The 19629-nt window shown below is 71.0% G+C and carries 20 protein-coding genes and 1 riboswitch; of the genes, 4 read left to right on the top strand and 16 right to left on the bottom strand.

Annotation, left to right across the window (positions count from 1 at the left end; genetic code table 11):
• Positions 1-84 precede the first annotated feature (84 nt).
• The 3 genes from ACFY10_RS21705 to ACFY10_RS21695 all read right to left on the bottom strand — a co-directional run bounded on the left by ACFY10_RS21705 (position 85) and on the right by ACFY10_RS21695 (position 1590).
• A complete protein-coding gene (locus tag ACFY10_RS21705) occupies positions 85-243 on the bottom strand; it encodes a hypothetical protein (RefSeq protein WP_361258533.1) in 159 nt (52 codons plus the stop codon).
• 29 nt (positions 244-272) lie between these two features.
• Positions 273-382: riboswitch (SAM riboswitch) on the bottom strand.
• Between the two features lie 66 nt (positions 383-448).
• Complete coding sequence (locus tag ACFY10_RS21700; protein WP_390666807.1) at positions 449-1345, bottom strand: glutathione S-transferase C-terminal domain-containing protein; 897 nt, start codon at positions 1343-1345, stop codon at positions 449-451.
• 131 nt (positions 1346-1476) lie between these two features.
• Entirely contained in the window at positions 1477-1590 is a 114-nt protein-coding gene (locus ACFY10_RS21695) for a putative leader peptide (RefSeq protein WP_388816252.1), read from the bottom strand.
• A 260-nt stretch (positions 1591-1850) separates the two neighbouring features.
• Here ACFY10_RS21695 and ACFY10_RS21690 point away from each other — a divergent pair, with 260 nt between their 5' ends.
• From ACFY10_RS21690 to ACFY10_RS21680, 3 genes are all read left to right on the top strand, one after another.
• The gene (locus tag ACFY10_RS21690) at positions 1851-3125 is read left to right on the top strand and encodes a hypothetical protein (protein ID WP_390666806.1); all 1275 of its coding nucleotides are present in this window, start codon (positions 1851-1853) and stop codon (positions 3123-3125) included.
• A 126-nt stretch (positions 3126-3251) separates the two neighbouring features.
• Complete coding sequence (locus tag ACFY10_RS21685) at positions 3252-3458, top strand: hypothetical protein (protein WP_390666805.1); 207 nt, start codon at positions 3252-3254, stop codon at positions 3456-3458.
• Positions 3459-3627: 169 nt separating this feature from the next.
• Positions 3628-3843 (top strand): hypothetical protein, encoded by a 216-nt coding sequence (locus ACFY10_RS21680; RefSeq protein WP_390666804.1) that lies wholly within the window; start codon positions 3628-3630, stop codon positions 3841-3843.
• Here ACFY10_RS21680 and ACFY10_RS21675 read toward each other — a convergent pair.
• The 12 genes from ACFY10_RS21675 to solA all read right to left on the bottom strand — a co-directional run bounded on the left by ACFY10_RS21675 (position 3816) and on the right by solA (position 17021).
• Positions 3816-5099 (bottom strand): NAD(P)/FAD-dependent oxidoreductase, encoded by a 1284-nt coding sequence (locus ACFY10_RS21675; RefSeq protein ID WP_390666803.1) that lies wholly within the window; start codon positions 5097-5099, stop codon positions 3816-3818. The two genes, ACFY10_RS21680 and ACFY10_RS21675, sit on opposite strands and share 28 nt — an antisense overlap.
• Before the next feature lie 14 nt (positions 5100-5113).
• On the bottom strand, positions 5114-5779 hold the full coding sequence (locus ACFY10_RS21670) for a haloacid dehalogenase type II (protein WP_390666802.1): 666 nt from the start codon (positions 5777-5779) through the stop codon (positions 5114-5116).
• Positions 5780-5824: 45 nt separating this feature from the next.
• Positions 5825-6763: an aldo/keto reductase gene (locus ACFY10_RS21665; protein WP_390666801.1), complete on the bottom strand. Its 939-nt coding sequence runs from the start codon at positions 6761-6763 to the stop codon at positions 5825-5827.
• Entirely contained in the window at positions 6760-8205 is a 1446-nt protein-coding gene (locus tag ACFY10_RS21660; RefSeq protein ID WP_390666800.1) for an aldehyde dehydrogenase family protein, read from the bottom strand. Before ACFY10_RS21660 ends, ACFY10_RS21665 begins: the two co-directional genes overlap by 4 nt.
• Positions 8202-9155: a succinylglutamate desuccinylase/aspartoacylase family protein gene (locus ACFY10_RS21655; RefSeq protein ID WP_390666799.1), complete on the bottom strand. Its 954-nt coding sequence runs from the start codon at positions 9153-9155 to the stop codon at positions 8202-8204. The genes ACFY10_RS21660 and ACFY10_RS21655 overlap by 4 nt, the downstream gene beginning before the upstream one ends.
• Before the next feature lie 25 nt (positions 9156-9180).
• Positions 9181-10572, bottom strand: coding sequence for an aminotransferase class III-fold pyridoxal phosphate-dependent enzyme (locus ACFY10_RS21650; RefSeq protein ID WP_390666798.1), 1392 nt, complete (start codon positions 10570-10572; stop codon positions 9181-9183).
• Positions 10569-11435: an ABC transporter permease gene (locus ACFY10_RS21645; protein ID WP_390666797.1), complete on the bottom strand. Its 867-nt coding sequence runs from the start codon at positions 11433-11435 to the stop codon at positions 10569-10571. Before ACFY10_RS21645 ends, ACFY10_RS21650 begins: the two co-directional genes overlap by 4 nt.
• Positions 11432-12352 carry an ABC transporter permease gene (locus ACFY10_RS21640; RefSeq protein WP_390666796.1) on the bottom strand — a complete coding sequence of 307 codons (921 nt, stop codon included), beginning with the start codon at positions 12350-12352 and terminating at the stop codon, positions 11432-11434. Before ACFY10_RS21640 ends, ACFY10_RS21645 begins: the two co-directional genes overlap by 4 nt.
• Before the next feature lie 5 nt (positions 12353-12357).
• Positions 12358-13491 carry an ABC transporter ATP-binding protein gene (locus ACFY10_RS21635; protein WP_390666795.1) on the bottom strand — a complete coding sequence of 378 codons (1134 nt, stop codon included), beginning with the start codon at positions 13489-13491 and terminating at the stop codon, positions 12358-12360.
• Positions 13484-14587 carry an ABC transporter substrate-binding protein gene (locus ACFY10_RS21630; RefSeq protein ID WP_390666794.1) on the bottom strand — a complete coding sequence of 368 codons (1104 nt, stop codon included), beginning with the start codon at positions 14585-14587 and terminating at the stop codon, positions 13484-13486. Before ACFY10_RS21630 ends, ACFY10_RS21635 begins: the two co-directional genes overlap by 8 nt.
• 109 nt (positions 14588-14696) lie before the next feature.
• Positions 14697-15665 carry a succinylglutamate desuccinylase/aspartoacylase family protein gene (locus tag ACFY10_RS21625; RefSeq protein WP_390666793.1) on the bottom strand — a complete coding sequence of 323 codons (969 nt, stop codon included), beginning with the start codon at positions 15663-15665 and terminating at the stop codon, positions 14697-14699.
• A 222-nt stretch (positions 15666-15887) separates the two neighbouring features.
• The gene (gene solA / locus ACFY10_RS21620; protein ID WP_390666792.1) at positions 15888-17021 is read right to left on the bottom strand and encodes an N-methyl-L-tryptophan oxidase; all 1134 of its coding nucleotides are present in this window, start codon (positions 17019-17021) and stop codon (positions 15888-15890) included.
• A gap of 273 nt (positions 17022-17294) precedes the next feature.
• Here solA and ACFY10_RS21615 point away from each other — a divergent pair, with 273 nt between their 5' ends.
• Positions 17295-18044 carry an IclR family transcriptional regulator gene (locus ACFY10_RS21615; protein WP_390666791.1) on the top strand — a complete coding sequence of 250 codons (750 nt, stop codon included), beginning with the start codon at positions 17295-17297 and terminating at the stop codon, positions 18042-18044.
• A gap of 10 nt (positions 18045-18054) precedes the next feature.
• Here ACFY10_RS21615 and ACFY10_RS21610 read toward each other — a convergent pair whose 3' ends face one another.
• Positions 18055-19608, bottom strand: a complete 1554-nt coding sequence (locus ACFY10_RS21610; RefSeq protein ID WP_390666790.1) for an oxidoreductase — start codon at positions 19606-19608, stop codon at positions 18055-18057.
• Between the last annotated feature and the right edge of the window lie 21 nt (positions 19609-19629).

Below are 19629 nucleotides of genomic sequence, written 5' to 3'. Positions count from 1 at the left end.
GGTGCACGGGACCGGGGGCTGGGCGGACGACGACACGCCGTGCGGGCGGGTGTTCGTCGGGGATGCGGAGGCTGAGGGGAGGTGTCAGCCCCGGCAGCGGGCACAGCCCGGTGCGGTACACAGTGCGCTGTTCACGCGGAGCAGATCGACGGCGCGGTTGGCGGCGAACAGGTTCAGCAGGTTCGCGTACGGCTGTACGCAGCCCTGAGGGCGGCGCGCGGCCGTCCTGGGAGCTGCGTACATGGCGTCACCGTCACTGTTCCGGCCCGTGGGCCTCGCGCTTACCGAAACGTCATCCGGTCCGGTCGTCACCTGGGGCACCCCACCGCGGAGCGAGGGTTGCCGGTCAGCTAGCCAGGGCTTGTCGCTGACGCTCATGACCGTTCTGAGCGGCAATTAAGACAACCGGCCGAACGAATGTCAACGCCGGTCCACTGTGTGGAACGACTCATGACCTGTTGACCTGCGGTCCGGCCCCGTTTCCGTCGGACGCATGGGCCGCCCAGTCCAGGATCTGGACAGCGGCTCCGGCGGCCTCCAGGCCCTGACAACGGGCATGGTGGCGCAGGGCGATGCCGTCCAGGTCGAGATGCCTGCCGAAGGCCGGATGGGCGGCCAGCCGGCGGGCGTAGGCCCACAGGGTGGGATGGCCGGCGATCCGCTGGACGGCACCGGCGTCCAGGTGATTGCGGTGCACGGTGTCGAGTTGGACCAGCGCGACCCACAACTCGACGTCCGCGGCGGTGACTTCGTCGCGGATCATGTACGTGCGGCCGACGAGCCACCGCTCCAGGGAACCCAGCGTCTCGAGCAGCGTCTCGAGCGCCGCCGTGCGCTCCGACTCCTCGCCGCCGGCCGATCCGGCGCGCTGCGCGGCGTCCTCGATGCCCTGCGCGCACATCCGCTCCACGGCCTCGATCTCCGACTCCGCGCCGCACGGGTACGGCGAGGGGCGGTCGCCGCCGAAGCGGCGGGCGAGGTCGCGCATGATGTCGGGGGCGTGCGTGCTGACGATGCGTCCGGACCAGTCGTCGCTGAGCACGGGCGCGACGGCCGGGCCGGTGTACCGGTGGGCGCTCGCCTCGTACAGCGGGCGCAGGGCCGAGTGGCCGCCCTCGGGGCAGTCGGGGACGGCGGGCAGGAAGGTCGCCGGGCAGACGGTGTCCAGGCCCAGCAGGCTGTGGGTGACGGCGATGCGCAGGCCGTCGGGACACGCGGTCGACAGATGGAGTCGGTAGCGGCCCGGTACGGCGTAGTGGCCGCTGCGCGCGTCCCTGCCGATGCGGCCGCGGAAGGCGGGCGCGGGCCGGTCGGACGCGTGTGCGGCCAGCGGTGTGACGGTCATGACTCTCCCCGGGAGCGGGCGCGGACGTACGCGCGGCGGAAGCGACGTCGGGCGAGGGAGCAGGGCTCACCCGTGCGCGCCGGTGGGGACGACTCCCCCAGGGGACGCCGTCGGCGCGGGATGGGCGCGGCTCAGCCCTGGAGCCGGATCGCACTGCAGACGCGCTGCAGGTCGATGTGACGGCGGGAGGTGAGAAGGAGAGGCGAACGGCTCACTCGGACGGTGACCGGTTCCAGGCGCCTCATGTTTCCCTACCTATTCACTAGGATTCCCCACTGGAGTGTCGATCGAGGTGGAGGCGGCGTCAAGAGGGCCGTCCCGCATCGCGGACAGTCGGCCGGACACCGGCATCAGGACGGCCGACCGGACACCGGCTTCTCGGTCCCAGCCGCCACATCGTTCCCCGGTGCAACCATTCGCGGTCGGCGGTTGTCTGTTGTTGGGGAACTCCCGTTCCCCCGTTGTTCGTCCGCCTGCCGCCGATGCTTCACCGCAAAGGACCCCCATGCTCTCGAGCTCTTCCGGCCCTCGTCCGCTCCGACAGGCCGTCGGCGCCCTCGGTGCCGTCGCCTTGGTGACACTGGGCGCCGCGCCGGCCGTCGCCGCCGACGACACCGGAGCCGTGCTGACTCTGAGTAACATCGCGGCGATCGACGGTGTGAAGCCGGGCAGCACCTTCGACGTGCCGGCCGGTTTCACCAACAGCGGCAACGGCTCGGTCGACAAGGTCTACCTGTCGTACTCGGTCACCCGCGGACTGAGCCACACCGAGCTGCCCGCCAACTGCCTTCGCTACGAGATCACTTCGTTCGACGAGGAGCCGAGCAAGTCCGAGGCGGTCTGCGAGTTCGACCAGACGGTGAAGCCGGGGGTCGTCTACGCGCCCGAGAAGGCGCTGACCCTGAAGGTCCTCGACCACGCCCTGTACGACAGGCTCCGGGTGACCGTCTCCACCGACGACTCCTCCCCCGAGGACGGCTCCTCCGCGCCCGTCCGTGGCACCGCCCCCGCAGTCAAGCTGGTCGAGCAGCCGGACGCCACTCCGGCGCATCCCGGCTACTCGCCGCACCCCGACTGGGACGGGGTCGACGTCAAGGTCACCGCGAAGAACACCGCCGACTTCCGGGTGACGGGAGCCGACCTGAAGGGCAAGGTCGGGGACACGGTCCCGCTGACGGTGAAGTTCACCAACGCCGGACCGGCCTGGGTGCTGCGGGACGGTGGCATCCCGGTGACCAAGGTCAGGATCAGGATGCCGGCCGGCACGACCGTGACCAAGGCCCACGACTTCTGCGACAAGGTGGCCACCGGCAGCTACGAGTGCGGCACCAGCCAGTCCTGGGAGGACGAGGGCGCCGGCGAGACGTACACCTTCAAGCTGAGGATCGACAAGGCGGTCGCGGGCGCCAAGGGCTCGGTGTCCCTCGCCGGCGCCGCCCGGCCGTTCGACACCGACAAGGCCAACGACACGGCCGCCATCACACTCGACGTCGCCGGTAGCGGCGGCTCGACGGGCGGCTCCGGATCGACGGGCGGCTCCGGCTCCTCGGGCGGTGGCGGCTCGACATCCTCCACCGGCGGCTCGGGCTCCACGGGCGGCTCCTCCACCGGGGGCGACTCGTCGACGGGCGGCACCTCCGCCCAGTCCGCCTCCGCCAACGGCGACCTGGCAAGCACCGGCTCCGGCCCCGTCCTGCCCATCGCCGGCGCGGCGACCGCGGCCGTGGGCATCGGCGCGGTCGCGCTCCTGGCGGCACGCCGCCGCAGGGCCCGGCGGTAGCCCGCCATTCGTACGACGACGGAGGCCGGCCGGGGACGACAACTCCCCCGGCCGGCCTTTCCGTTGGGCTCGGCTCGTGCTCACGCCCACGGTCAGTGTGTTGGTTCACGTGGCAGGAACCCGCTGGTGGAGTGTGGGTTCCCCGGTGGAGCGCTTGCGCTGGGACCGCTGGACACGCCCGCAAAGAAGCGGTTCTCGCGGGCGGTCAGCCCGATCTCTCAGGCGCTGCGGCGGCTCGGCGCACGAAAGAGCCTGGGCGAGGACGAATTCGAGGCCATGGGACTGGACCGCCACCGAAACAACGACGACTGGATCTCGTCCGGCGCCCGCTAGGCCTGGGTGGGTCTGCGGTCTCCTGCGCCTCGTCGAGGAACCGGTCCTGTCGGGGCTGGGTGAAATTGACGCCGACGCGGTCGCGGAGCCACCTGCTTGGGACGAACCGCGACCGAGGAGGGCCACGAGGAGTGGGCCACCGTACTCACCGTGGCCGAGGGCGGGCGAGTTGCCCCTCTTCGACGGGCCCGGCGCGATGAGCCCCGAGGCGTTCGCCCAACTGGTCGGGCTCACCGGGGCCCTCGCCCCGGACGTCGAAGTCAGCCTGCACCGGCTCAACACCTTTGGTCTCGCGGTGGGTTGCGCGGTGGCCGCCGTCCGGTCCGGCGCCCCTCTCCCGCACAACTGCCTGATGCCTCAGCGCAGTCGGTCCTTGGCCCTGTAATACGCGCCGCCGAACGGCAGGAACCAGGCCGTGCCGTTGTAGAAGGGGACTGGGACCTTGGGGAAGCCGAGGCCGCGCAGGGGGTTGGCCTCCGGGTGGCCGTCCATCATCTCGGCGACCGCGCGGCCCATGTAGGTGGCCATCTGGACGCCGTGGCCGCAGTACCCCATCGAGTAGTACAGGCCGTTCGCCTCGCCCGCGTGCGGCAGGCGGTCCCAGGAGAAGCCGACCATGCCGCCCCAGACGTAGTCGATCCGTACGTCGGACAGCTGCGGGAAGATCTCCGCCATCTCGCGCTTGAGGATGTCTCCGCTCTTGATGTCGGAGGCGGGGTTGGAGGGGGCGAAGCGGGCCCGGCCGCCGAAGGCGAGGCGGTTGTCGGGCGTGAGGCGGATGTAGTGGCCGATGTTCTTGGAGTCGACCACGAGGCGGGCGTTCGGGATCAGCTCCTTGGCCCGGGCCTCTCCCAGCGGCTCGGTGACGATGATGAAGCTGCCGACGTTGATGAGCCGCTTGCGGAACCACGGCATCGCCTTGTCGGTGTAGGCGTCCGTGGCCGCCATGACCTGTTGGGCGCGGATGGTGCCGTGCAGGGTCTCGACCAGGAAACCGCCGCCCGGGAGGCGGGTGAGGCCCGTGGCCGCGTTGCGTTCGTGGATCTCGGCGCCGGCGCCTTCGGCGGCCTCGGCGAGGCCGTGGACGTACTTGCCCACGTGCAGTCCGGCGCTGAGCGGGTCGAGCAGGGCGCCGTGGTAGTAGTCCGAGCCCAGCTCCGACCTCAGTTCGCTGCGGGTCAGCAGCCTGGTCTCGTGGTCGAAGTTTTCGGCCAGGTCGCGCTGGGTCGCCTTCATCGACTCGAAGTGCTGCGGCTTGAAGGCCACTCCGAGGCGGCCGGAGCGGTGGAAGTCGCAGTCGATCTGCTCCTTCTGCGTCAGCTCCTCGACGACGTCCACGGCCTCGCGGAAGGAGTCGTACAGCTCGCGGGCCCGCTCCTGTCCGAAGCGATTGCGGGCTTGGGCGACGCCGATGGTGATGCCCTGGGTGCACATGCTGCCGTTGCGGCCCGAGGCGCCCGAACCGACCTTGTCCTTCTCGACGAGGACGACCCGCGCGCCCTTGCGGGCGGCGTGGTAGGCGGTGGACAGGCCGGTCAGCCCGCCGCCGATCACGACCACGTCGGCCGACTCGGGCAGTTCCCGGCCCGAACGGTCGGGCAGGGGCGGGGCGGTGTCCAGCCAGTACGGGATCTGCTTCATGGCGGGGCTCCTGATCAGCAGCCGAGGAGGGCGGGCAGGCCGGACAGGTCGGGCAGTTCGTCGTACGGCTGGTATGCGGTGCTGCCGCGGCGGCCGTAGCGGTTGATCCACACCCGGCGCGCGAGGCCGAGGTCGCGGGTGGGGATGAGGTCGTACTCCCAGCCCTGCGCGGTGTGGATCACCTGGGACGGGTCGACGCCGATGGTCTGGTACGCGTGCTCGAAGGTCTGGCGGTCCGGCTTGTACGCCTTGGCCTGCTGGGCGGTGATGACGTGGTCGAACTCGACGCCGATGTTGGCGATGTTCTGCGCGATGAGCTCGTCGTCGGTGTTGGAGATGATGGCGATCTCGTAGCGGGACTTCAACGCCCGTAGGGCGTCCGGGACTTCGGGGAAGGGCCCGAAGGTGGGTACGGCCTCGACGAGGGCGTCGCCGTCCGACTCGCGGTACTCCAGGCCGTGCAGGCGCATGGCCATGCGCAGGCTGGAGTGCAGGACCTCGTGGTAGGGGCGGTATGCCTCCAGGACGGCCTGGAAGCGCATGACGCGGAAGTCGTCGAGGAACTCGTCGACGTCCAGGCCGTCCAGGTCGAGCCGGTCGGCGAGGACCTTGAGGGTGGTGGGTGCGAGCTGGAAGTCGATCAAGGTGCCGTAGGCGTCGAAGGTGACGATCTCTCGCATGGCGGTCTGCCTCAATTCGCGGGATTGGTAAGGGAGTTGACGGCTTCAGACGACGCGTTCGCCGGCCGGGACGAGCGCGTCGAGTGCGGTCAGGTCGGCCGCGTCGGGGATCCAGTCGGCCGCCGCCGCGTTGGCGGTGACCTGTTCCGGGGTCATGGCGCCGCAGATGACCGAGCCGACGGCGGGCAGGGCGGCGAGTGCGCCGACGGCGACCTGGAGGAGGGTGCGGCCGCGTGCGGCGCCGTACGCGGTCAGCGCCTCGACGCGGTCGAGCGCGGCGTCGGTCAGCCAGCCCTGCCGCCAGGACAGGCGGCTGCCGGGCGGCGGTTGTTCGCCGCGCCGGTACTTGCCGCTGAGGAGGCCGTTGGCGAGCGGGTAGTAGGGAAGCAGGCCTACGCCGGTGCGCAGGCAGGCGGGGATCAGGTCGTTCTCGGCGCTGCGGTCGAGCAGGTGGTAGCGGGCCTGGGTGGAGACGAAGGCGTCGGTGAGTTGCCCGGCCGGGAGGTTGGAGCAGCCGATGTACCGGATCTTGCCCTCGTCCATCAGCTCGCGGAGCGCGGCCACCGTCTCCTCGAGCGGGGTGACGCCGTCCGGCTCGTGGTACTGGAACAGGTCGATCCGGTCGGTGCCCAGGCGGCGCAGGGAGGCCTCCACGGCGTACCGGAGGTAGGGGCGGGCACCGCGTGGGCCGTACCGGTCGGTGTCCGGGCCCATCTCCATGCCGAACTTGGTGGCCAGCACGACCTGGTCGCGGTGGCCCTTGAGGGCGGCGCCGAGGAGGCGTTCGCCGTCGCCCCGCACGCCGCCGCTCTCGCCGAACCCGCCGTACATGTCGGCCGTGTCGAACAGGATGATCCCGGCGTCGAGGGCCGCGTGGACGACGGCCTTCGTGCCCTCCTCGTCCAGCCGGGAGCCGAAGTTGTTGCCGCCGACGCCGACCACGGAGACGGTCGGGCCGCGTTCGCCCAGCGGGCGGTATCTCACGGCCGGCTCCCGAATCCGATGCAGACGTTCTTGGTCTGGGTGTAGCTCGCCAGCGCTTCGAGGCCCTTTTCCCGGCCCCAGCCGCTGTGTTTGTAGCCCCCGAAGGGGAGTTCGACGCCGGTGCCGACGCCGGTGGCGTTGACGAAGACCTGGCCGGCCCGGATGCCCTCGGCCAGGCTCATCGCCTGGTCGAGGTCGCGGGTCCAGACGTAGGAGGACAGGCCGTACGGGCTGTCGTTGGCGATGTGAAGGGCCTCGTTCGCGTCGTCGAACCCGATGACGGTGACGACGGGGCCGAAGATCTCCTCGCGGGCGAGGCGGGACTGGTTCGTCAGGCCGGTGAGGACGGTCGGCTCGATGTAGTAGCCGCCGGCCAGTTCGGGGGCGGACGGGGCGCCGCCGCCGACGCGGACCGTCGCGCCCTCCTGCCGGGCCAGGTCCAGATAGCCCAGCACCCGGTCGCGCTGCCGGGCGGCGACCAGCGGGCCGATGTCCGGGTCCGTCGGACCGGGGCCGACGCGCAGGGTGGCGATCTTCTCGACCAGTCGGTCCAGGAAGTCCTCGGCGCCTCGTTGGAGCAGCAGCCTCGTCCCGGCCGAGCACATCTGTCCGGCGTTGCTGAAGGACGCGCCCATGATGGCCGTCAACGCCAGGTCGAAGTCGGCATCGGCGAAGACGACGAACGGCGACTTGCCGCCCAACTCCGTTACGGCGGGCACCACGTTGGCGGCGGCCGCCTGGGCGACCTTGATGCCGGTGGGCACCGAGCCGGTGAAGGTGACCTGGTCGATGTCCGGGTGGCCGGCGAGGGCCGCGCCGGTCTCGCCGTCGCCGGGGAGGACGTTCAACACCCCGGGCGGCAGGCCGCATTCGAGGGCGATCCGGCCGATCTCCAGCGGGGTGAGTGGTGCCTCCGGGGACGGCTTGAGCACCACCGTGCAGCCCGCGGCCAAAGCCGGGGCGGAGCCCCTCGCGGTGTTCTGGAGCGGGTAGTTGAAGGGGATGATCTGGCCGGAGACACCGATCGGTTCGCGGACGGTGTAGTCGATCAGGCCGGGGCCGAGGGGGATCGTGGAGCCGCCGAGTTTGTCGGCGAAGCCCGCGTAGAACTCGAAGTAGCGGGCGGCGGCCTCGACATCGGCCTTGGCCTGGCCGAGCGGTTTGCCGACGTCCTGGCTCTCCAGGCGGGCCAGGCGTTCGCCCTCGCCGCGGATCGCTTCGGCGATGCGGTGCAGCAGCCTGCCCCGGTCGGCGGCGCGCATGCGGGCCCACTCGGGTGCGGTGAAGGCCGCGCGGGCCGCCGCCACCGCCTGGTCCACGTCCGCCGGACCGGCCAGCGCCACCTGGGCGAACTCGGTGCCGTCGGAGGGGTCGAGGACGGCGAAGGTGCGCCCGTCGGCCGCGGGGACTTCCTTGCCGTCGACGAGTAGCAGCCGGGTCATGGCCGGATCTCCCCCTGCACCTCGCCGAAGATGACGACCTCGTCGCCCGGCCGGACCGTGCGGATGCGGCGCACCCACAGGATGATGCCGTCCTGCGGGGCGCGGACCTCCTCCAGCGTGTTGCCGTAGTGGTCGACGATGTGGGCGATCAGGTCGCCTTCCTTGCAGCTCTCCCCCGGCTCGGCGTGGCCGACGAAGAAGCCGCCGGCGGCGGAGCGGGCGAAGGTGCCGGAGACCGTCGTGTAGGTGTCGCGGAGCTTCGCCGCGCCGTCGGTCATGCCGAGCTGCCGCATGATGTTGCGGATCGACTCGATGTGCAGTTCGACGGTCTGCTCGCGGTAGGTGCCGCCGCCCGCCTCGATGGTGATCGCGGGCTTGCCCGCCGCGAGGGTGGGGTGGCGGACCGTGCCGCCCCACTTGCCGCCCTTCCAGACCAGTTCGTGCCCGGCGGCGAGGGCGAGGTCCGTGGCCAGGTCCTCGTGGCCGCCCTGGAGGATGACGAGCGGGGCGATCTCGCCGAAGGTGCCGCCGGTGTGCAGGTCGACCAGGGCGTCGATGGCGGGGACGACCTGCTCGACGAAGGTGGCGGCCAGCCGCAGGGAGTACGAGCCGTCCGCGTCGCCGGGGAAGATGCGGTTGAGGTTGAGGTGGTCCAGGCCGCTCGTGCGGGCGGCGGCCTCGAAGGCGGGGGTGTTCATGCAGGGGATGCCGACCAGCGTGCCGTGCAGCGTGGTGGGGTCGGTCTCGGCTAGGACGCGGCGGACGGACTCCTGGCCGTCGTACTCGTCGCCGTGCACGCCGGCGTCCACGCAGAGCACCGGGCCGGGCTCGGTGCCGTTGACGACGATCAGCGGGATGCCGAGCTGCACGCCGTAGGTGCTGGTGCCGACGGGGATGAGGCCCTGGGCTCGCTCGCCGGGGGCGACGGTCAACGGGCCGATGGAGTACATCAGTTGATGCCTTTCAGGTGCGGGGTCACAGGCGGGCGGACGCCTCGTCGAGGGTGTCCGCGATGATCTCGGCGATACGGTCGAGGAGTTCGCGGTCGCTGATCAGCGGGGGCGCGATCTGGACCAGCGGGGCGGCGCGGTTGTAGACGCGGGCGAGGAGGCCGGCCTCGCGCAGCCGGCGCGGGATCAGGCCGGCGATCAGGTCGGCGCGGGCGGTGTCGCTGAAGGCGCCGCCGTCGAGGTCTCCGACGAGTTCGAGGGCGTAGAAGAATCCGGCGCCGCGGACGTCGCCGACGATGGGCAGGGCGGCGAGCGAGGCCATCCGCTGTGCGAGGTGGTCCTGGTGGCTGCGGACGTTGTCCAGGATCCGGTCGCGCTCCATGATCTCCAGGCTGCGCAGGGCGATGGCGGCGCTGAGCGGGTGGCCGGCGAAGGTGTAGCCGTGGTTGAGGACGGCGCCGGGCCGGTTGATGACCTCAACTACGCGGCTGCTGACCAGAGTTGCCCCCATGGGGGCGTACCCGGCGGTGATGCCTTTGGCGACGGTGACGATGTCCGGGCGGGCGCCGTAGCGGTCGCCGCCGAACCACTCCCCCAGCCGTCCGAACGCGGTGATGACCTCGTCGGCGACGAGCAGGAAGCCGTGGCGGTCGGCGAGTCGGCGCAGCCCGGGCCAGTAGCCCTCGGGCGGGGTGATGCAGCCGCCGCGGTTCTGCACCGGCTCGGCGATCAGCATCGCGATCGTCTCGGGGCCCTCGGCCAGGATCGCGGCCTCCAGCTCGGCGAGGAGGCGGGCGGTGTACGCGGCGTCGTCGGCGTACTCGGGGTCGAGGCCGAAGCGGTTGGTGTTGGACACGAACCGGGTCTCGATCGCGCCGGGGCCGTAGGGCTCGCGCAGCCCGGGGTCGTCGGTCAGGGAGAGGGCGCCGATGGTCAGGCCGTGGTAGGCGCCGCGCCGCGCGATGGCCTTCACCCGGCCCGTCTCGCCGCGCAGGGCGTGATAGCGGCGGGCGATCTTCCAGGCGGTCTCCACGGCCTCCGCCCCGCCGCCGGAGAAGAAGGTGTGCTCGATGCCGGGCGGGGCGATCCGGGACAGCCGTTCGGCGAGTTCGATGGCCGTGGGGTGCGCGGAGGCCGACCACAGCGGGCTGAAGCACAGCTCGCGCAGCTGCTTGTCCGCCGCCTCGGCGAACTCGGGAGCGTAGGAGTAGCCGAGCTGGCAGCAATACAGGCCGGAGAGGCCGTCGATGTGGCGGCGGCCGTCCGCGTCGTGGACGTAGGGGCCCTCGCCCCGGCGGACGACGAAGAGATTCTCGCCGTCGCTGCCGAGCGAGCCGTTGGGGGTCATGTTGAGCAGGAGGTGTCTGGCCGCGGTGGCGGACAGTTCGCCGGCGGGGGTGCGGGTGCTGGTGGTCATGGGGTCTCACTTCCGGCGGGCAGGCCCACGGCGGGCTCCGTGGGCAGCAGGCCCTGCCGGCTGCCGGAGCCGCTGAGCCGGCGGACCACGCCGACCAGTGCGAGGGCCACGACGGCGACCGCGATGAGGATCGCGCTGACGGCGGTCACGGACGGGTCGACGTTGTACTGGAGGACGTTGAACACCTGGACGGGCAGGGTGACGGTGTCCACGGAGGACAGGAACTGCGAGATGAAGAACTCGTCGAAGCTGGTGATGAAGGAGAAGATCGCGGCGGCCACGACTCCCGGCATGGCCAGCGGGAAGGTGATGCGGCGGGCGATGGTGAGGCGGCCCGCGCCCATGCTCGCCGCCGCGTCCTCCAGGCGTTCGTCGATGCCCTTGAGGGTGGCCATGAGGATCATCACGGCGATCGGCGAGGCGAGCACGGTGTGGCCGAGGGCGATGGCGATCGGGCTGCCGAGCATGGCGGCCGGTTCGAAGAGCAGGAACAGGCCGAGGGCGATGACGACTTGGGGGATGATCAGCGGGGCGAGGACCAGGCCGTAGACCGCCGAGCGCAGCGGCAGTTCGCTGCGGACCAGGGCGGTGGCCGCGGTCATGCCCAGGATGAGCGAGAAGACGGTGGTCATGGCCGCCACCAGGGCGCTGAGGGAGAGTGCGGCCGGCCACTTGCTGCCGTCGGCGAACAGCTGCCGGTACCAGCCGAACGTCCAGGCACTGGGCGGGAAGTTGCCGAAGGCGTCCTTGCCGAAGGAGGTGACGACGATGACGACGATCGGCAGGGCCAGGAACAGCAGGATCAGGGTGGACAGCACGGCCAGGGTGATGCGGCCGGCCAGGGTGGAGCGGAGCTCGATCATGAGGTCGTACCCCGCTTCTTCAGGGCCTCGCCCGCCGACTTCAGCAGCCTGAGCAGCAGCAGTCCGGCGAAGGTGAGGAGCAGCAGGATGATGCCGAGCGCGGAGGCGCCGTTCCACTGGTTCTGCTTCATGACCTGCTCGTCGATGAGCGAGGCGACCATGGTCTGCTTCTCGCCGCCCATCAGGGCGGGGGTGAGGTAGTAGCCGAGGCAGAGGATGAAGGACAGGACGCCGGCGTTGACCAGGCCGGGGGCCACCAGGGGGACGTAGACCCGGCGGAAGATGGTGATCCGCCCGGCGCCCATGCTCGCCGCGGCGGCCATCAGCCGGCGGTCGATGCCCTTCATGACGGCGTACAGCAGCAGGACGGTGTACGGCAGCATCACGGCGGTGGTGCCGATGACGACGCCGATCTCGTTGTAGAGCAACTGGAAGGGCGCGCCCGGGAAGTGAAGGTCCGTCAGGACGTTGTTCACGACGCCGTTGTCGCCGAGCAGGATGATCCAGCCGTAGGTGCGCACCAGTGCGCTGATGAAGTGCGGGACGACCACGACCAGCATCACCAGGCCCGCCCACAGGGGCTTGAGCCTGGAGATCGCGGAGGCGAGTGCGAAGCCGACGACCAGGGCGAGCAGCGAGGTCTCGACGGAGATCCGCAGGGTGGTGAGGAGGATCTCCAGGTTCGCGCCTCGGAAGGCGTCGGTGTACCAGTGGAGGGTGAAGCCGCCGTCCGCGCCCTTGAGGCTCAGCATCAGGGTGCTGAAGATCGGATAGACGAAGAGGATCAGCAGGTAGACGACGACGGGTGCGGCGTTGAGCAGTCCGAAGCGGGTGCGGCGGTCGGACAGCGCGCGGCTCAGCCGTTTTTTGCGGGGCACCGGGGCGGCGGAGCCGGACACGGGAGCGAGTACGGCCACCGCTGTCACCCCCCGTGTTCCGCGTCGGAGAAGACGCTGACGTTCGCCGGGTCCGCGGTGAGGCCGACGCGCTCACCCAGGGCGGGGGCGTGGCCGGCGGGCAGTTCCAGCCGGACGGGTTCGGTGCCCGCGCCGCCGGCGGGGCGGACGGTGACGCGCACGAGGGTGCCCACATAGGTGACCGTCTCGACGGTCCCGGTACAGAACCCGTCGCCCGGCGGACACAGGGCGAGCCGGCCGGGCTGGATCGCCGCGCGTACGCGTGCGCCGTCGGGGACCGACTGCGGGCGCGCCTCGAGCAGGCCGCCGCCGTCGAGCCGTACCCGCGTGTGGTCCGCGGTGTGCTCCTCCACCCGGCCCGGAAGGAAGTTGGCGGCGCCGAGGAAGTCGGCGACGAACGGGGTGCGAGGGCGCTCGAAGAGCTCCTGCGGGGTGTCGAACTGGTCGATGCGCCCGTCCCGCATCACCGCGATCCGGTCGGAGAGGACCAGCGCCTCTTCCTGATCATGCGTCACATAGAGGACGGTCAGGCCGAGTTCCTGCTGGATGCGCTTGATCTCGGTCTGCAGCTGGTCGCGCAGCTTCTTGTCGAGGGCGCCGAGCGGCTCGTCCATGAGGATCACCGGGGGCCGGTAGACCAGGGCCCGGCACAGGGCGACGCGCTGCTGCTGGCCGCCGGAGAGCTCGCGGGGGCGGCGCCGGGCCATGGCGGACAGTCCGGCCATCTCCAGGGTCTCGCCGACGCGGCGGCGCAGCTCCGCCTTCGGTGTGCCGCGCAGTTGCAGCGGGAAGGCGACGTTGTCCCAGACCGTCATGTGCGGGAAGAGCAGGTACTGCTGGAAGACGAAACCCAGGCCGCGCTTCTGCGGGGCGAGGCGGGTGACGTCACGGCCGCCGACGACGATGCCGCCGGAGTCGGGCTCGCAGAATCCGGCGATCATCATCAGGGTGGTGGTCTTGCCGGAGCCGGAGGACCCGAGGAAGGTCACGAACTCGCCCGCGGCGATCTCCATGGAGACCTCGTCGACGGCCGTGACACCGCCGTAGGTCTTGCGAAGTCGCGTCACCGACAAGGGTTTTCCGCTGCCGGTGAGGGTCTTCGGCAAGGCGGGCGAAGGCCGCACGTCGGTCTCAGGCATGCGTCCACTCCTGCCAGCGCTTGGACACGGCGTCCTGGTTCTTGATCCACCACTCGACGTCCAGGTCGAAGCCGGACTCCAGGTGCGCGGGCGAACTGCCCAGGTTGGCGGCCGTGGTGGCGGAGAGCTTCTTGTACGCGGCGGGCACGGACGGGGCCATCGGGTAGATCTCGGCGTAGGCGGCCTGCACTTCGGGCCGTAGCGAGAAGTCGATGAGCCGGTAGGCGGCGTCGAGGTTGGCGGCGCCCTTGGGGATGGCGAGGCCGTTGCTCTGCCGGCGGGCGCCGTTCCACTGGTAGGCGAGCGGCGCGCCGCCCTTGATCAGGGCATCCAGGCGGCCGTGCCAGACGCTGGAGGCGTCGACCTCCTTGCGGCCCAGCAGTACGCCGGGCAGGGCGCCGGTGTCCCAGAACTTGCGGACGTGCGGCTTGATCTCGCTGAGCACCTTGAAGGCGCGCTCCACGTCCAGCGGGTAGAGCTTGTCCAGTGCCACGCCGTCGGCGAGGAGCGCGAACTCGAGCTCGGGCAGGTCGGCGTCCAGGGCCTGCAGCGCGCGGTTGCCGGGGAACGCCTTGGTGTCCCAGAAGTCGGCCCACGAGGCCGGCTTCTTCCCGCCGAAGGCGTCGGTACGGTACGCCATCACGCTGGCCCAGTAGTTCTTGCCGACGGCGTTGGAGGTGACCAGGTTCTTGGCGATGCCGGCGCTCTTGAAGTTCTTCAGCCGGCCGTAGTCCAGCTCTTCGGTGGCGCCCTCCTTCTTGAAGAGCACGAAGTCGGCCATCGAGTCGTCGATCACGTCGAACTGCGGGCGGCCCTGCTTGATCTGGGCGAGCATCTGGGCGTACTCGATGTTCACCACCTTGACCTGGATGCCGGTCTCCTTGGTGAACGGGTCGTAGATCGCCTGCTGGTTGGCGTCGCCGTAGGTGCCGCCGCTGTTGCGGACCACGAGGGTCTTGGAGCTCTTGCCGCCGCTGCCGACGGACCGGCTGGTGCCGGTGCCGCAGGCGCTGAGCGAGGTGGCGGCGGCGATGCCTGCGGCGACGCCGCCGACTCCGCGAAGGAACGCTCTGCGGTCTGTCCGGACTTCTCTCACCGGGGGGCCTCCTGGTGGTGCGGTACGTGATGAGGGGAGCGTCGGGGGGTGGCTGCTGGTGCGTCTCGTTCGTGTCGCGTGCGGGGGCTTCGTGGCGGGGGGGGGCGGGTCAGTGGGGAGCGGGGGCGGCGATGGCGGCGAGTTCGGTGCCGGGGGCGACGGTCAGGCCGCGCATGCCGTAGAAGATCCGCCCCGTGGCGGGGGTGTGGACCTTGTGCTCCTGGCCATCGGCGGGGTCGATGACATGGCCGATGACCTGGCCCTGCGTCACGTCGTCGCCGACGGTGAAGTCGGGGTACCACAGGCCCGTGGCCTCGGCGGTGACGCCGGCGGCCCAGACCCATTGGCGGACGGTCGGTGTCGGCATCGGCTCCGTGTCCAGGGCGCCGAGGCGGCTGAGCACTCCGTAGATGCCGTTGACGAGCCGGCGGGCGGTCTCGGGGTTGCGCTCGCCGAGTTGGCCGGTCTCCACGAGGATCGCCGGGACGCCCTGGCGGGCTGCGGCCGCGTGGCTGTTGCCGCCGTCGGCGTTCAGGCCGATGACAACGTCCTCGATGCCGGCGGAGCGGGCCATGTCGGCGGTCCGGGCGTCGAGTTCGGGATCTCCGGTGAGGCGGAGGCCGACGAAGTCCGTGAGCACTTCGTCGATGCCGCCGGAGTGCAGGTCGACGTATGCGTCGGCGCCGTCGAGGAGGTGCGCGAAGAGCCAGGCGGCCAGCCGCTCGGTGCGGCTGCCGTCGGGGTCGCCGGGGAAGACACGGTTGATGTTGATGCCGTCGAGCGGGGAGACGCCGAGGCGGCCCTGGTAGACGGCCGGCGGGTTGGCGACCGGGCAGAGGATCAACTGGCCACGCAGCTCGCCCGGTTCGAGCCGGGCCGCGAGCCGGGTGGCCGCGTCGATGCCGGTGAACTCGCCGCCGTGCACGCCTGCCGTGATGAGGACACGGGGGCCGGGGCGGGCACCGTTGACCAGGGTCAGCGGGATGTCCACGGTGAGTGTGCCGAGGTCGGCCACGACGCTCCCACGGACCTTGGTGCCGGGCTCGGCGCGCAGGGCGCCGACGGACAGGGCGGTCATGGCGGTCACACCTCCGCGGGATCGAGGGGACCGAGGTCGGCCCGGACACCGACACGGACCTTGGTCCCGGACTCCGCGCGCAGGGCACCGACAGACAGAGCGACGGGCATGGCGATCACACCTCCGCAGGATCGAGGAAACCGAGGTCGGCCCGGACACCGACACGGACCTTGGTCCCGGACTCCGCGCGCAGGGCGCCGACGGACAGGGCGGTCATGGTGGTCACGCCTCCGCGCGGTCGAGGGTGGAGAGGAAGTCGATGGGCCGGGGCGAGGTGCCGTCGAGCGCGAGGTCGGCCGCGATGTCGCCGAAGGCGGGCGAGAGCTTGAAGCCGTGGCCGGAGAACCCGGCGAGCAGGACGACGTGCTCGGCGCCGGGCAGCGGGCCGACCAGCGGGCGGCTGCTCTCGGTGTAGCCCTCCATGTAGACGGAGAGACGGATCGGGTCGGGGTCGAGGTCCGGCAGGTAATGGCCGATCAGCTCGGTGAAGATCTCCAGCTCCTCCGGCTCCACCGTCCGGTCCAGCCGGTTCGGGTCACCGGCCGGACGGTGCAGGGCGCGGGACAGGCCGAGCTTGACGGAGACGCCGTCCGGGGAGGGAAGGCCGTAGCAGTGCGTGGGCGCGGTGCGGATGAAGGCGGGGCGCTCCTCGCCGGACCAGGCGTCGGCGGTGGGCACGTACCAGGCGCTGATCAGCCGTCGGATGTCCACCTCCCAGGGCAGGTCCGGCAGCAGGTCGTTGACCCAGGGGCCGGGGCTGACCACGGCCGTGTCGAAGCGCTCGGTGCCGGTGTCGGTGCGGATCTCGACGCCGTTGGTGAGGGGGACGATCTCGCGGACGGTGGTGTATCGGTGGATACGGGCGCCCAGTTGCTCGGCGCGGCGCGCTGCGGTCTGGATCGTCAGCTCGGGGCGGATGAAGCCGGCGCGGCGGTCGAGCACGGCCGCGTCACCGTCCTCGATGCGGAACTGCGGGAAGCGCTTGGCCAGTGACTCGGCATCCAGCACCTCGTGGTCCAGGCCGTGTTCGGCGATGGACTGAAGGACGGTGGCCATCTGCTGGTGCCCGGTCGGCCCCATCAGCAGGCAGCCGGTCAGGCGGCGCAGTTCGCGGCCGGTCTCCTGCTGGAGCCGTTCCCACAGGCCGTCCGCGTGCTGGAGCAGCGGCACATAGCGGGAGTCCTCGAAGTGGGCGCTGCGGAAGATCCGGGTCTCGCCGCCGGCGGCGCTGCGGTCGTGGCCCGGGGCGAAGCGTTCGTAGCCGACCACCTCCGCTCCACGGGCAGCCAGGCACCAGGCGGCCTGGCTGCCCATCGTTCCGACGCCGACGACGGCGACGCGTTTGCTGGCTGACACGGAGGTTCCTTTCGTACGCCGGGGGCAGAAATGCTGAACGCCCGGTATGCGGACTCTTGGCTTCCGGAAGAGGCGGCCGCTACGGAGGCGGCGGCTACGGGGTCACGTCTCGCGCTGTCCGGAGCGATGGGCTTCGGGCCACTCTCTTGAAGGGCCGTGCCACATTGTGGAACGCTGTGCTAGAATCTGGCACGAGCTTGACAGCGGCTTTCGGAGGGAGTCAAGGGGTGTGCGCGAGGGATCCGCAGAGTTAACGGGGGAAATCAGATGGAAATGAAGAGCGTCACAAGGTCACTGCGAATCCTTGAGGCAGTGGCGCAGCACCAGCCGGTGACAGTGGGAGAACTGACCAAGCTCTTCGGGCTGCCCAAGTCGACCGTGCAGCGCACGCTGGTCACGCTCAACGAGGCGGGATGGCTGCGCGCGAACCGCAAGGACACCACGCGCTGGGAGATCGGCGCACGGGTGCTCGCCGTCCGGCCGGCGGCGCTGCAGGGATCCAGCCTGTTCGCGGCCGCCCGGGAGCCGATGATCCGGCTGCGGGACGCAGTGAACGAGACCATCCACCTCTCGGTGCCCGACGCGCTGCAGTGCATGGTGGTCGTGGACCGGGTGGACTGCGATCACGCGGTACGGACGTTCCACACCATCGGCGACACATCGCCGCTGCACGCCACGGCCACGGGACGCGCGATCCTCGCGCATCTACCCCCGGCCGACGTGGACGAACTCATCTCCCGCGGCCTGGAGAGCTACAGCGAGGACACACCGGCCGACGCGGCTGCGCTCCGTGCCGAGCTGGAACGCGTGCGGGCCGACGGCTACTCCCTCAACCGCAATCAGTACCGGCCCGACGTCTGCGCCGTGGCAGCGGCGATCCTGGACGACGACGGTACGACACCGCTCGCGTCGGTGGCCGTGTCCATGCCGGATTCCCGCTACGAGGCCGAACGGCTGCCGGAGTTGGGACGGCTGGTGGTGGACACGGCGGCGGAGATCGCGGCGCGGCGCAGGGGGGTGTGAGGGCGGGTGGCTAGTTCTTCTGCAGGGCGCGGGTCACGCCCGCGATGACGGCCGTCGTCAGCACCCAGCCGAAGGCGATCAGCAGATAGGCCAGCCACTGGAGACTGCCGCTCGTCCAGTACCAGGCCGTGCGCTGCCCCAGACCGCCGATGGGGATCAGCAGGTCGAGTGTGTAGATGAGGGGCTGGAACCGGGGCCCTGCGCCCGCCTGCACAGGCGTCGGGCTGTGAGCGCCGAACGTCACCGTACCCAGCAGAATCAGCACGAGCAGCCAGACGCCCGCCAGCCATGGGCGGTAGCCGTAACCGACGGTCGCGTCCAGCAGGTGCCCCCATGCGCGGGCTGCCGGCCGCAGTGTGCGGCGCCGGTGACGCTGCTTCGCCAGCAGCACCCGGCGGGCGTCGTCGTCGTGGCCGGCCTTGCGGTACCAGCTCGCCAACTGCTCGTACGGCTGGGGGCTGTAGCCGGGGCTGCGTCGTATCCACCGCATGCGGTGGGCCACGGAGTCCGGGCTGCCCACCGCCTCCCGCCACTCGCCCGCCACGGCCACCTTGATGGAGCCGTAGACGAAGCCGTCCAGCTCCACCGTCTCCGGCCAGCTGTCGTCGCAGTCGTGGAGATACGACACCTGTGCGCCCCGCAGGTCCACCGTCCCGGACGGCGGGCGGGCCAGGGTGAGGTCGAAGTCGACGGCCTGCATGAGCGCGCAGAGCAGGGCCGGGCCGTCACCGTCGGGTGGCCCGTTCAGGACGGATCCCTCGAAGGTCACGTTGTCCGAGACCCGGGTACCGCGCAGGCGCACGGTGCCGTTCGCGGTGAACCCCCGGGAGAAGTCGAGCGTCGAGGCAACGGCGTTGTCCAGGGAGAGAGCCACTCCGCGCGGACCGGGGCGTTCCAGCCGCGCGCCCCGCATGAACAGTCCGCCCGCCAACTGCGCACCCAGCAGCCGGACTTCACCGTGCGCGACCAGTCTCCCGCAGAAGACGCCTCCGTCCATGACCAGGCCACCGGCCGACAGGGCCCACCCTTCGGGTGCGAGCAGTTCGGCCCTGTTGAGGACGATGCCGCCCGTCACGTGCGCGTGGGTGAGGGACAGGGCGCTGATCTCCCGGTGGAAGGCGGAGACGGGGCCGGTCTCCACGGTCGACTTGAGCAGGTCGAGACGTCCCTCGATACGAGCGGACCCGGCTTCGAGACCGGGCACCCGGCTGCCGGTGATCGCGACGGTCCGGGTCTCGGCCCCGAAGAGGCTGACGTCCTGCTCGAACCAGCAGTCCTCGAACCAGAGGGGGTGATCGATCCGCGCACCGGCCAGGTTGATCCGGCCGGAGATCCGCGCGCCGGCAAGCGCCAGAGAGCCGACCGCACCGGGCTGCACGGCATGCGCACCGAGCAGCAGCGCAACGATCACTTCGGCCCGGACGGTACGCCCTGGCCCCCACTGTCCGCCGTCGGCCACCCGGTCGTCCTCGGCCACACCGGACCGCAGATCCACGCGGCGCCCCTCGGGGAACGCGTTCCACAACTCGCGCTCCGGTGGGGTCAGTTCGTCGTATGACAGCACCCGGACAGAGTAGTGATCCTT

It is taken from the genome of Streptomyces sp. NPDC001401 (assembly GCF_042895385.1).
GTDB lineage: Bacteria > Actinomycetota > Actinomycetes > Streptomycetales > Streptomycetaceae > Streptomyces.
This window is presented reverse-complemented; position numbering and strand designations above follow the sequence as displayed.

What these genes read in the sequence shown, in the direction of transcription:
- ACFY10_RS21675 (WP_390666803.1), bottom strand. Translation starts at nt 5,099, where the DNA reads ATGAAGCAGATCCCGTACTGGCTGGACACCGCCCCGCCCCTGCCCGAC.
- ACFY10_RS21660 (WP_390666800.1), bottom strand. Translation starts at nt 8,205, where the DNA reads ATGACCCGGCTGCTACTCGTCGACGGCAAGGAAGTCCCCGCGGCCGAC.
- ACFY10_RS21655 (WP_390666799.1), bottom strand. Translation starts at nt 9,155, where the DNA reads ATGTACTCCATCGGCCCGTTGACCGTCGCCCCCGGCGAGCGAGCCCAG.
- ACFY10_RS21690 (WP_390666806.1), top strand. Translation starts at nt 1,851, where the DNA reads ATGCTCTCGAGCTCTTCCGGCCCTCGTCCGCTCCGACAGGCCGTCGGC.
- ACFY10_RS21670 (WP_390666802.1), bottom strand. Translation starts at nt 5,779, where the DNA reads ATGCGAGAGATCGTCACCTTCGACGCCTACGGCACCTTGATCGACTTC.
- ACFY10_RS21650 (WP_390666798.1), bottom strand. Translation starts at nt 10,572, where the DNA reads ATGACCACCAGCACCCGCACCCCCGCCGGCGAACTGTCCGCCACCGCG.
- ACFY10_RS21700 (WP_390666807.1), bottom strand. Translation starts at nt 1,345, where the DNA reads ATGACCGTCACACCGCTGGCCGCACACGCGTCCGACCGGCCCGCGCCC.
- ACFY10_RS21645 (WP_390666797.1), bottom strand. Translation starts at nt 11,435, where the DNA reads ATGATCGAGCTCCGCTCCACCCTGGCCGGCCGCATCACCCTGGCCGTG.
- ACFY10_RS21625 (WP_390666793.1), bottom strand. Translation starts at nt 15,665, where the DNA reads ATGACCGCCCTGTCCGTCGGCGCCCTGCGCGCCGAGCCCGGCACCAAG.
- ACFY10_RS21695 (WP_388816252.1), bottom strand. Translation starts at nt 1,590, where the DNA reads ATGAGGCGCCTGGAACCGGTCACCGTCCGAGTGAGCCGTTCGCCTCTC.
- ACFY10_RS21635 (WP_390666795.1), bottom strand. Translation starts at nt 13,491, where the DNA reads ATGCCTGAGACCGACGTGCGGCCTTCGCCCGCCTTGCCGAAGACCCTC.
- ACFY10_RS21705 (WP_361258533.1), bottom strand. Translation starts at nt 243, where the DNA reads ATGTACGCAGCTCCCAGGACGGCCGCGCGCCGCCCTCAGGGCTGCGTA.
- ACFY10_RS21615 (WP_390666791.1), top strand. Translation starts at nt 17,295, where the DNA reads ATGAAGAGCGTCACAAGGTCACTGCGAATCCTTGAGGCAGTGGCGCAG.